Annotated in this window: 10 protein-coding genes and 1 pseudogene; 4 read left to right on the forward strand and 7 right to left on the reverse strand. The window is 39.2% G+C overall.

Going from position 1 to position 12,576, the window contains the following annotated elements; genetic code table 11:
- Position 1: 1 nt before the first annotated feature.
- A pseudogene (locus IPK31_11020) lies at positions 2–2,406 on the forward strand (TonB-dependent receptor).
- Between the two features lie 56 nt (positions 2,407–2,462).
- Positions 2,463–2,906: a DUF2721 domain-containing protein gene (locus tag IPK31_11025; protein MBK8088428.1), complete on the forward strand. Its 444-nt coding sequence runs from the start codon at positions 2,463–2,465 to the stop codon at positions 2,904–2,906.
- A 17-nt stretch (positions 2,907–2,923) separates the two neighbouring features.
- Here IPK31_11025 and IPK31_11030 read toward each other — a convergent pair whose 3' ends face one another.
- The gene (locus IPK31_11030) at positions 2,924–3,352 is read right to left on the reverse strand and encodes a DUF983 domain-containing protein (GenBank protein MBK8088429.1); all 429 of its coding nucleotides are present in this window, start codon (positions 3,350–3,352) and stop codon (positions 2,924–2,926) included.
- 74 nt (positions 3,353–3,426) lie between these two features.
- A complete protein-coding gene (locus IPK31_11035) occupies positions 3,427–5,232 on the reverse strand; it encodes an ABC transporter ATP-binding protein (protein MBK8088430.1) in 1,806 nt (601 codons plus the stop codon).
- Between the two features lie 296 nt (positions 5,233–5,528).
- Here IPK31_11035 and IPK31_11040 point away from each other — a divergent pair, with 296 nt between their 5' ends.
- Positions 5,529–6,404, forward strand: a complete 876-nt coding sequence (locus tag IPK31_11040; GenBank protein ID MBK8088431.1) for a glycosyltransferase family 2 protein — start codon at positions 5,529–5,531, stop codon at positions 6,402–6,404.
- Between the two features lie 94 nt (positions 6,405–6,498).
- Entirely contained in the window at positions 6,499–7,410 is a 912-nt protein-coding gene (locus tag IPK31_11045; protein MBK8088432.1) for a glycosyltransferase, read from the forward strand.
- On the opposite strand, the gene IPK31_11050 is transcribed toward IPK31_11045, so the two are convergent.
- From IPK31_11050 to IPK31_11070, 5 genes are all read right to left on the reverse strand, one after another.
- A complete protein-coding gene (locus tag IPK31_11050) occupies positions 7,407–8,411 on the reverse strand; it encodes a glycosyltransferase family 2 protein (GenBank protein ID MBK8088433.1) in 1,005 nt (334 codons plus the stop codon). The genes IPK31_11045 and IPK31_11050 overlap by 4 nt on opposite strands.
- Positions 8,412–8,483: 72 nt before the next feature.
- Positions 8,484–9,272 (reverse strand): glycosyltransferase family 4 protein, encoded by a 789-nt coding sequence (locus IPK31_11055; protein ID MBK8088434.1) that lies wholly within the window; start codon positions 9,270–9,272, stop codon positions 8,484–8,486.
- 35 nt (positions 9,273–9,307) lie between these two features.
- A complete protein-coding gene (locus IPK31_11060; protein ID MBK8088435.1) occupies positions 9,308–9,547 on the reverse strand; it encodes a hypothetical protein in 240 nt (79 codons plus the stop codon).
- 68 nt (positions 9,548–9,615) lie between these two features.
- A complete protein-coding gene (locus IPK31_11065) occupies positions 9,616–11,157 on the reverse strand; it encodes a YifB family Mg chelatase-like AAA ATPase (GenBank protein MBK8088436.1) in 1,542 nt (513 codons plus the stop codon).
- Between the two features lie 55 nt (positions 11,158–11,212).
- Positions 11,213–12,553 (reverse strand): FAD-dependent oxidoreductase, encoded by a 1,341-nt coding sequence (locus IPK31_11070; GenBank protein ID MBK8088437.1) that lies wholly within the window; start codon positions 12,551–12,553, stop codon positions 11,213–11,215.
- Positions 12,554–12,576: the final 23 nt, after the last annotated feature.

The raw sequence follows: 12,576 nt of genomic DNA on the forward strand, positions 1-12,576 counted from the left end.
AATGTTTCAAAAAAATAGTATAAAGAAAATCCTCTTTTTAATACTTCTGAGTTGCTCTTTTCTTTCGTTGAAAAGTCAGAACAGGACCGCCAGTTTTAAAGGATCTGTAGTGAACAGCTTCACTGGTGAACCTTTGCAGGGAGCAAGTATTTATATCCCCGATATCCGCAGAGGTACTGCGGCAGATTCAAAAGGAAAATTTTCTCTGAAAGATATTCCTGAAGGAAATCACCTCGTTGAAGTTTCATACAGCGGCTTCAGTAGCCAGGTTGAATCAATTCTGATCAAGGATGAAACTGAGAAGGTCTTCAAGTTAAAGCCAACTATTGCAGAAAACAATGAAGTGGTGGTAACAGGTGTTTCTACAGCAACTTCATTAAAGAAAATGACAACACCTGTTGTACTGATGAAACGGCAGGAATTTTTGCAAACCGGATCTTCCAATATCATTGAAGCATTAACAAAAAAACCGGGGATCAGTCAAATGGGAACTGGTCCGGCAGTAAGCAAACCTGTGATTCGTGGCTTGGGTTATAACAGGGTGGTGGTGATCAATGATGGTTTGCGGCAGGAAGGTCAGCAATGGGGTGATGAACATGGAATTGAAGTGGATGAGTACAGTATACAGAAAGCTGAAATCTTAAAAGGACCAGCTTCATTGATGTATGGTTCAGATGCAATAGCAGGTGTCATTAATTTTATTACCAACACACCGATTGCAGAAGGGAATATTAAAGCCAACCTGTTCACTAATTATCAAACCAATAATCAGCAGCGTGGTTTCTTTGGCAATATTGCAGGTAACAAAAAAGGATTTTCATTTAATGTGTATGGTTCTTTAAAAGCTGCAGGTGATTATCAGAATAAATATGATGGTTATGTGTTCAATTCAAAATTCAATGAACACAATGCAGGAGGTTTTATTGGATTGAATAAAAAATGGGGCTACAGTCATTTAGTGTTCAGCAGTTTTAATCAGAAGCTGGGATTGGTGGAAGGAGAGAGGGGCAACGATGGACATTTTATTAAGTTCGGTGGTACAGCATTGGAAGCAATTGCAACCGATGCCGATTTTTCTTCTGTTCATCCATTGGTGCCTTATCAGCATATCATTCATCAAAAGCTGGTAAGTGATAATAGTTTTTTTATGAAAAAAGGGAAGCTGAATGTAAATGTGGGTGTACAGCGTAACCAGCGGATGGAGTTTGGCAATGCAGATGATCCGGAAGAAAGAGAACTGTATTTTGATCTGAAAACAGTTAACTATAATACACAGTATCACATCAACGATTTTCACGACTGGAAACTTTCGTTTGGTTTGAGTGGTATGAATCAGCAGAATAAAAACAAAGGAAATGAAGCCATCATTCCTGATTACCATTTAAATGATGCAGGTGCATTTGCATTTGTACAAAAGAAAGTAAAGCGGTTGAATTTAAGCGGAGGAATCCGTTATGATTACCGCAATATAAGCGGAGCAGAAATGCGTGAAGGAACTGATATTAAGTTTGATGCATTCAGTAAAAATTATTCAAACACATCGGGAAGCGCAGGATTTACTTATGAATTTACAAAAGGGCTGTTACTGCGTTTCAACCTGGCCAAGGGTTTCAGGGCACCGAATATGGCTGAGCTGGGCAGCAATGGTGCTCATGAAGGAACCAACCGATATGAAGTGGGGAACAGAAATCTTCTGTCAGAAAAAAGTTTCCAGGTAGATGCCGGTATTGAATTGAATGCTGAGCATATTTCGTTTGCTGCTTCTTTTTTAATAACAGCATCAGGAATTATATCTTCTTTGAAAAAGCGCCTGATGTATCAGGAAATGATTCTATTATAACAATTGATGGAAATGATTTTTACCTGTTCCGTTTTGTACAGCAGAATGCAAACCTGTACGGCATGGAATTGTCGGTTGATATTCATCCACATCCGCTCGACTGGCTGCACTTTGAAAATTCATTTTCTTTTGTAAGAGGTTTGCTTTTAACTCTGGTTGAAGGGAACAGGAATATTCCGTTTATGCCGGCAGCAAGGGTTTTAAGCGAAGTGAGGTTTGACCTGTTTCAGAAAAATACAAAGGTGGTGAGGAATACTTATTTCAAAGTTGAAGTGGATAAGAATTTTAAACAGTCAAATGCATTTACAACATTCAATACAGAAACAGCTACTGCTTCTTATACCTTACTCAATGCAGGATTGGGAACAGAGATCATTCGAAAAGGAAAAACTGTTGTCAGTATTTATATCGTTGCTGCAAATATTCTGGATGTTGCTTATCAAAATCATCTCAACCGTTTAAAATATGCCGGTGAAAACATGGCTACGGGAAGAACCGGGATTTATAATATGGGCAGGAACTTTAGTTTTAAAGTAAATATTCCTTTGGAATTTTCATGGAATTAATAACTCTGTAAAAGAAGAACCCGGGCGTTTATTGTAATCTATTTGTACTTTCGGGTATGGAATTATCAATTAATACCCCCGCATTATTATTCCCTGCAATTACTTTACTGATGCTGGCTTATACCAACCGGTTTCTTGCACTGGCAAGCCTGGTAAGAAGTCTGCATGATGAATATAATGAACAAAAACAAAGTTCATTAATTCATGGACAGATCAGGAACCTGCATGTACGCATTCGTTTGATCAGAAATATGCAGGCACTTGGTGTACTTAGTTTTTTGCTTTGTGTAGTATGTATGTATCTAATTTTCAAAACATACTTTGTTGCAGCTAACTGGGTATTTGCTGCCAGCTTATTAAGCCTGTTGATGTCATTGATCTACTCATTGATGGAGATCATCCTAAGCACAAGAGCAATTGACATTGAGTTGAGTGATATGGAACTGAAAAAGCAAAGCCTTATCAGAACAATGCTTGATACGGAAGAAAAGAAATCTTAATTGTAATAAGAGATTAATCAGTAGTCAAACTTCTGCGGCTCTGTTGTTTCGTAATCTTCATTGTACCGTATAAAAAAGTAGAGATAAATACTCCGGCTCAACCGCATCATCCACGGCTGCAGTACAACCAGTAAAATAGAATTGATCAGCAACCACCACAGCACACGGTTGTCATCGAATGAAACGCCGATAAATACCAGCCAGACAACAAATGTTGAAACAGAGAGTGCAACTGCAAGTGCATAACTCACATAGCCTGTTCCGTACCAGAAGCCGGGTTCCATATCAAATTTCTGTTTGCATACTTCACACTCAGTATGCATATCAAATGTATGCTTGAAATTATAAGCACTGAAATCTTTAAACAGCTTACCTCTTCTGCAACGGGGACAGTTCATTGATAAAATACTCCACAAATAATTCGGACGAGGCCTGGACGAACCCATGCTTAAAAATTTGCACAAAGGTAGGTTATAGAGCTTTGTGTAAAAGTGATTTCTATCACAAATACATGATCGAATTACTGAGCAACTGCTACAATTTTTTTACGTTCACCAATCTGCTGGCGCCACATGGCATAATACAAACCTTTTTCTTCCAGTAAAGCCTGGTGCGACCCTGTTTCAACCACATCTCCGCCTTCCAGTACATAGATCCTGTCAGCATGCATGATAGTTGACAAACGGTGTGCTATTAAAATAGTGATCTGGTTTCTTTCAGATGAAATATCACGGATGGTAGAAGTAATTTCTTCTTCAGTTATTGAATCAAGCGAAGAAGTTGCCTCATCAAAGATCAGTAATCTTGGTTTGCGTAATAAAGCACGGGCAATGGAGATACGTTGTTTTTCTCCACCGCTTAATTTTAAGCCGCCTTCACCAATCATCGTTTCCAAACCATTTTCTGCCCTGGATAATAAACGCTGGCAGCTTGCCTTATTCAGCACATCGTTAAGCAATGCATCATCTGCATTTGGATTCACAAACAATAAATTTTCTTTGATGGTACCGCTGAACAGCTGTGTATCCTGTGTTACAAAACCAATCTGGTTGCGCAGGTCTTCAAAGTTGATGGAATTTTCATCCATACCATTGTATAAAATATTTCCCTGCTGAGGACGGTACAAACCCACCAGCAATTTCATCATCGTTGTTTTACCTGAACCTGATGGACCCACAAAGGCAACAGTTTCACCAACCTTTACATCGAAGTTGATATTGGTAACTGCGTTCGGTCCTGCAGTTTGGTGCTTGAAAGAAACTCCATTAAACTTCAGCGTTTGAATATCGCCAAGGTGCAATGGACTGGCAGGAGTTGCTTCCGGCTTCTTTTCCATCAGCTTATGAAAGTTGGTGATGGAAGCTTCTGCTTCCCTGTAAGAAAGAAGAATGTTGCCGATTTCCTGCAAAGGTCCAAATACAAAGAATGAAAAGATCTGCATGGTTACCAGTTGTCCTGCATCCATCTTGCCTTCATAAATCACCCACATCAGCATAAATAAAATACCCTGTCGCAATGTGTTTACAAATGTGCCCTGTATAAAACTGATGCTGCGGATCCGTTTTACTTTGGTTAATTCAAGCCCGAGTATTTTGAATGTATTTTTATTGAGCCGTGTTACTTCCTGTTCTGTTAGGCCTAAGCTTTTTACCAGTTCAATGTTGCGGAGACTTTCAGTTGTTGCCCCTGCAAGCTGTGTTGTTTGTGCTACAATTGTTTTTTGTACAGCTTTTACTTTTTTACTGAGAGCATTTGAAATGATAACGAGTAAAATAATTCCGCCAAAATAAATAAAAGGTAAAGTCCAGTGAATGGAAGAAGCATAAACGGCAACAATGATGATTCCAATGATAACCGGGAAAAGAATATTGATAAATGCTGATACAAATTTTTCTGTATCTGTTCTCACCTTGGTTAAAATGGAAAGTGTTTCACCGCTTCGCTGATCTTCAAAATCCTGATAGGGAAGTTTCATAGCATGCATCAAGCCATCAGTAAAAACTTTTGCTCCAAATTTCTGCGTGGTTAAACTTTGGAAATAGTCCTGGAAGGCTTTTGCAATACGGCTAACCATTGCAACGGAAATGGAAGCAGTCAAAACAAAGAATACACCCGGCTCTTTCCATGTGAAAGAAGTGAAGAACCTGTTCCAGTCAAAATTATGTGTTGGAGGTTTTTCAATTCCCTGGTGCTGATTGGCGAGATTGATCAGCTTACCAAAAAGAATGGGGTCAATCAATGAGAATCCGATATTGATGCCTGCCAATGCCATGGTGAGGGCTATCAACGCTTTATACGGCGCAAGATATTTGATGAGTAATTTCATAAAATGTAAAAGGTAAAGGTTGGTTGGCTCAAAAGAATGAACCAGTTTTAAAAAATAAGACAAGTTAACAGGAAATAAGAAGAATCAGGAAATTAGTGCTTTAACACAGCTGGTAATCATAGCACACTGACATGAAATATCAGAATCCCGGCAAAGTTGCGGAGTTGAAGAACTCTTTTTAAACACCGGTTACAGCTATGAACTTTCTTTGTTTGGTAACGTGTATTTTTGCGGCAAGTCGTGATTGTTTCTCAGAACTTCATTTGAACAGGCGATGGAAAAAATAAAAAACAGGTATGCTGGTTTGCGGATTCTCTTTTATTCGGAATGGTGAAAAATTTGATTTTCCTTTTGAGCAGGCGCTCAGATCAATTCTGCCACTTTGTGACAAAGTGGTTGTTGCTGTTGGAAAGTCAGAAGATCATACAGTTGAAAAAGTAAGGGCAATTGATACTAAAATTGAAGTGATTGAAACTGTGTGGGACGATTCTCATAAATCAGGAGGCAGAGTTTTTGCACTTGAAACAGATAAAGCATTTCAGGCAATTTCGCCAGAATATGACTGGGCTTTTTATATACAGGGAGATGAGGTTATACATGAAGCTGACTATCCTGCAATCCGGAAAGCAATGGAGGAACAGTTGAATAACAGAAAAATTGACGGATTGCTGTTTAACTACGTTCATTTTTTTGGATCATATAATTATGTGGGTGCAAAATATTCCTGGTACAGAAGAGAGGTGAGGATTATCAGGAATAGCAAAGATTTTTTTTCGTACAGGGATGCACAGGGTTTCAGAAAAAAACCAAATGAAAAGTTGCGGGTTAAACTTATTGATGCATCAGTTTATCATTATGGCTGGGTAAGAAACCCCAACGCACTGCAGATGAAGATCAATGATAATATTCATATTTATAAAGGAGATGATGCAGGATCCTATTTTGAGGAGTTGAGTAAATCAGTGTACGATTACCAGTCGGCCGGGGAGCCGGTAGAACCGTTCAGGGGTACACACCCTGCCGTAATGAAAGAACGGATAGAATTACAGAACTGGCCTTTTCAGCCCGATATGAATTTAAAGTATGTATCATTGAAAGATAAGCTGAAGAGGGTGATTTTCAGGCTTACCGGATGGTTTCCTATGGAGTACAGGAATTATAAAAAAGTATAAATTTCTTTTTTGATATTATTGCAGGGCAAAATATCAGTATCTGAATCTTTTCAGGGCTCAATTTTTGCGGGAAATCAATCAACCGGGCATATTTATGAATCAACCTTTCGTGTCAATTGTTTTGTGTACTTATAATGGAGCTTTGTATATTGAAGAGCAGGTTCATTCAATACTTGATCAAACATACAGGAACATTGAACTGATTATTGTTGATGATATGTCAACAGATACAACAAAGGAGCTGGTTCTGGAAATAGCAAAGACAGATGACCGGATAAGGTTTAGCCAGAATGAAAAAAATCTTGGATATAATCTGAATTTTAATTACGCCTGTAGTATCAGCAGAGGTGAGTTAATAGCCATTGCTGATCATGATGATATCTGGGTGCCGGAAAAAATTGAAATACTGGTGAACGTTATACAGAGGAAAAAGGAAACATTGCTTGTACATGGTATTTCGGCAAGATTTTCTGAAAATAAAAAACCGAGTATAAAGAGTATAAGGCTTGTCAATTTTCATGAAGGGAATGATCCCCGGATGTTATTTCTGTACAACCCTATTTCCGGGCATAATATGCTGTTCAGAAAAGAATTGCTGAACGTTGCACTTCCGTTTCCCAAAGATGTTTATTACGATTGGTGGCTGGCAGTTAAAGCATGCTGCATTGGAAATATTGTGCATGTGAACCAGATTCTTGTGTGGCACAGGGTTCATGACAGTAATGCAACCGGAGCCGCCAAGCCCAAAACACCTTTTTACAAGCAGGCATTAATTAACCTGGGCTATTTTATCACTATTCCTGAAATGAACCAGGATGCAAAAAACATGGCAAATTATTTATACAGTGAGTATAAAAAATTCCCTGATAATAAAATCCGGGTCAAATTTTTTCTGTATGTAATGAAACATGCAAGAACGTTCTTTGCACACAAGAAGAGGCTGTTCCCATGGTTCTCATATATTAAGCATTCAATGCGGGTTACTTCAGTAAAAGCACATGCCTAATAACGGAACAGTTTTTTTTGAGTTTTAATTGAACCCCTGATTTTTTTGAATACAAACTTAACAGACAGCAATTCATTTCCTGCACTTATTCTTTTCATGTTATCCCTGCTTTGTTTTACAGCAGGGTATTTTTTTATAAATTGAATAAAGGCTGCAAGTAAACTGCTTCTGAGCAGAAGAAGCTGACCAAGCATTTCAAAGACCTGTTGCACTGCCCAGCCGGTTCTTGTAATACCATCGAGGTGTATGGAGTGAAGAAACATTTTATTTCGCCGGTAAATAATGTCAACAGTTTTTTTTCTTCCGGCAGTAGAAATGGTGGATGATGTTTTATGACGGCAAACAGCAAAATGTTCATATACTGAACTGTATCCAAGCCGCCATCCTCTGATGGACAGTTCCGTATCTTCTATATAGTATGGTGAGAACAATTCGTTAAAGCCGCCAATTAAAGAGAAAACTGTTTTATTTATAAAAGCATTTGCACCTGATACATACATCGTCAGCACTCCATTTCTCATTAACTGTTCATCTGCCAGTATATAATTTTGTGATGTTTTTATTTTGCTGCCATGCTTTACAGGATATTTTGCCCCATCCTGAATAATATCGTCATCCCAGCCAATGATTCTTCCCATTACAGCAAACAGTTTTTCCTGTGTTGTGTATTTGAGCAGTGGCTGAAAATAATCCGGTTCCAGTATTACATCGCTGTTTAATAATAATACCCAATTATAAGTTGCAGAAGAAATGCCCCGGTTTGCTGTAACTGAAAACCCGCTGTTAACAGCAGCAGTTGAAATAATTATTTGAGGAAATTCTTTTTGTAGAATTTCTGTTGAATTGTCAGTTGAACAATCATCAGCAACAATGATTTCGTAAGGGAGTTTCGTGTTTTGTAAAGCCCTGATACAAGGAGGGATGATTTTGGGCAGAAGATTGCTGCCATTGTAATTGGGTATCACAACTGAGATTCCTGTTATTGATTGCTGCGTTTCCATGCCAGGTGTGCAATATACATAAGTAAAAAACTGCCTGAATTAATACTTCAATTATTTATGTACAAAATTAATTTAGAAATGCAGCTTCAGGTTTTGATAGGCAGCATCCCATGTGTATTTCTGTATTGTTTGATTCCCTGATTTGGCAATTTGTATGCGGAGCTGGTTATTTTCAAGAAGCGAAATAATGACTGCTGCAAAGCCGCAGGGATCTTTTACCGGTGCTAACAGCAGGTCTTTCCCATTAATTCCGTAATCGCTGTGCCCTCCAATTTCTGTTGCAATAACAGCACAGCCGCATTGCATGGCTTCTGCAGGCGGAAGTGCCCAGCCTTCTGCCCAGCTTGTCGATAAAAAAATGGAAGCATCATTGTACAGTTTCTTTATATCCTTTGGGTTCTGATGGTATTCAATCCAGTCGGGCAGATCCTTTGGTGCATCATCAACACCAAAGAGTATAAGTGAAAGCTGAGGAAATTTTTCTTTTACTGATTTAACTGCAGTGAGACCATCTGCAGTTCCTTTCCATGCAAGATGATGACTCATCATCATTAACCTGAAAGGGTTTCGTTTTTCAATTGGAGTTATAATACCTAAATAATCGAAATCAAGTCCGTTGTTTACGATATGCGCTGTTTCACCAATACTATTTGCATATTCCTTTAGCCACCGGGCGATAACAATTTTATAAAGCGGCATTTTCCAGGTAGCTTCCACTTCTTCTTTTGTGCCCGACCAATCTTCAAAATGCTGAATGAGATACATTTTTTTTCCTTTTGAAGCGGGATAATCATTCAACCAGTTTGCTGTTTGCCATGCAGTGGCAAATGTAATATCTGCATCAGGAATGTATTTACTCAAAAGGCTTGGTACTAACAGTTCTGATACTGCAGGGTTTAATGCAAACCACGAAGCAGCAGTATCTTTTTCTTAATCCTTTTTGTGATTATTTTCTTTGTTACGCTTATCCTGGTTAACAGAGAAGGGTTTACCATTTTTTTCATGGAGATCTTAACCGGATAAATAATATTTACAGCATGTCCCTCCTGCACTAATTTGTTAGCATAGCCTAACACCACCTTTACACCACCAACAGGAGTTGTAGCAACACCCGGCAATAGAAAATTAATAGTCATTTTTCAATACTCTTTATGGAAATCGTCAATTCGAGTTGCGTTGTAAAATGCCGGAAGCTTTTTTAAAATTACCCAGCCCAGCCTTCCCTGTCTAAACTCCGGTATTGTATAGCTTCTGCTAAATGCTCTATTTTAATATCAGCACTTTGAGCAAGGTCAGCAATGGTTCGGCTTACTTTTAATATCCGGTCGTAAGCTCTTGCACTCAGGTTCAGTTTATCCATCGCTGCTTTTAATAATGTTTGTCCGGCTTGTGTGATGACGCAGATTTCTTTTAACTGTTTACTGCTGATCTGTGCATTGGCATACACTCCGTCAACTCCTTTATAACGTTCTGCCTGAATATCTCTTGCAATGATCACACGGTCACGGATAATGGCAGAAGTTTCTCCATCTTCCACTCTTGATAATTCGCTGAAAGGAACAGGGGTTACTTCCACATGCAGATCAATACGGTCTAAAAGAGGACCGGAAATTTTGTTGAGATATTTTTGAACAGCACCCGGCGGACAGGTGCATTCTTTTTCGGGATGATTGTAAAATCCACATGGACAAGGATTCATAGAAGAGATCAGCATAAAGGATGCAGGAAAATCAATGGCGATTTTTGCTCTTGATATTGTTACTCTTCTTTCTTCCATTGGTTGGCGCATCACTTCCAGCACCGTTCTTTTGAACTCAGGTAACTCATCTAAAAACAACACACCGTTATGCGCCAGTGAAATTTCACCGGGTTGCGGATTGGTGCCGCCACCAACTAAAGCAACATCAGAAATTGTATGATGAGGTGAACGGAACGGACGTTTGGAAATTAAAGTAGAATTCTCCGGAAGCTTTCCTGCCACACTGTGAATCTTGGTTGTTTCCAACGCTTCCTGCAAACTCAATGGAGGAAGAATGGTGGGCAAACGTTTTGCCAGCATGGTTTTTCCTGCACCGGGTGGGCCAATTAAAATTGCATTATGACTTCCTGCTGCTGCAATTTCCAATGCCCGTTTAATATTCTTTTGTCCTTTTACATCACTGAAATCAAATTCAAAATTATACTGGTCGTTAAAAAATTCTTCTCTTGTATTTACAACGATTGGTTGTAAAGAAGTTTCGTCTTTAAAGAAATTGATCACTTCACTGATATGCGATACTCCATATACATTCAGGTTGTTCACCATTCCGGCTTCCTTTGCATTTTGTTTGGGAACAATCAATCCTTTAAAATTTTCTTTGCGTGCCTGGATAGCAATGGGCAATGCACCTTTGATGGGTTGAATGCTTCCGTCTAAACTCAGTTCACCCATGATCACATATTCACTTAAACGTTCAGGATTTTCAATCTGCTCGGTGGCTCCCAATATGCCGATGGCAATGGGAAGATCAAAGGCAGTTCCTGTTTTGCGGATATCAGCAGGAGCAAGATTCACAATAACCTTGGTGCGGGGGAAATAATGACCGGTTGTTTTTAAAGCACTTTCTACACGCTGTTCGCTTTCTTTTACTGCATTGTCTGGCAAACCAACCATGTAAAAATATTTTCCATTGGAAACACTCACCTCTACCGTTATAGTAATGGCATTCACTCCGTACACAGCGCTTCCAAAGGTTTTAACAAGCATGAAATTGTTGAATTGTAATTCGTAAAGTTAGCAGTTGCAATTAAAATATTTTGATTTATATCAGCGAAAGTATTTCATTACTAACTCTTTCCCCGCTTCTCACAGCTCCTTCCATATATCCATTCCACCCATCACTGGTTTCTGTTCCTGCCCAATGAATATGGCCGCAGGGTTCACGCAAAGTATTGCCAACAGATGTAATAGCATTGGGCGGCATCAAACCTGCATAACAGCCAAGGCTCCATGCATCATCTGTAAAGGATTTGTCGATATACAATTCACAGCGCATGGCATCATCACCAAGGAAACGGCTGAAACAATCCAGCACAAGATCTTTCCGGGCTGCTTCATCAAACTGCATCAGTTCTTTTGCTTTTTCTGCCAATGAAAATCCCATTAAAATTCCTTTGCTGCCATCTTTCGGTGAGTTGTCGAATGTAACGGATACATACTGATCGGGCATGGCACATAAACCATTCAGTTTCTTTTCACGCCAGAACGGTTTTTTATAAATGGCATAGCATTTCACTACAGTTCCCATGAATTGCTGCTGCATCAGTAGTATTCTTTTTTCTGGTAAAGCCTGTTCGTAAATGATCTTACCTGCAACAGCGGGCGGTACAGCAATAACGACCTTTTTTGCAGCATACGAAAAACCTTCACCTTTCACTTCAACTCCATCATTGTTCTGGGAAATAGATACAACTGCTTTGTTCAATTGTAATTCGTTAGTCAATTCTTCAGCCATCTTTAAACAAATACTTTGAGCGCCACCAAGCATACGATCCTGTTGTGCACCATTGCGGATATTCATCAGCACTTCAAAATCTTTTCCGCTTTTTGTATAGACCAGAGAATGCAGGAATGAAACATGTTGCGGATGCGAAGCGAAGATTGCTTCATAAGCCAGCCGGAACATAGTTCTGGCTGTTTCATTTTTCATCGTTTGCTGCATCCATTGTTCTGTATTCATCTCATCCCATTCGGCAGCATTGGGGGAAAGCCAGGGTTGTTCAAGGTTGATCTGCTTTGATAATTTATTGATGCGTTTGATGCCTTTGTTTAAACTTAATAATGCAAACAGCGGGAGAGGAGGAATGATCCCTTTATAGCGTTTCAGTTGATTGTTGAAGAACAAGCTGCTTCTTCCTTTATCATAGGTTGGAAATGTATCGATCCTGTATTCTTTGCAGAGTTCATACATCTTATCCTGTGTCGGGCCGATCCATTGTCCACCAAGATCAACATAGGTCTTCTCATCGATCCATTGTGTATGAATACGTCCGCCAACACGATCCCTCGCTTCGAGTAAGAGAATGTTTTTTCCAGCACGTTTCAGATTTCTTGCTGCTGTCAGACCTGCATATCCGGCGCCGATAATGATGCAATCGTACATAGGTAGAATGTTAGAAGTGAGAA

The sequence above is a fragment of the Chitinophagaceae bacterium genome, assembly GCA_016713085.1.
Taxonomy (GTDB): Bacteria; Bacteroidota; Bacteroidia; order Chitinophagales; family Chitinophagaceae; genus Lacibacter.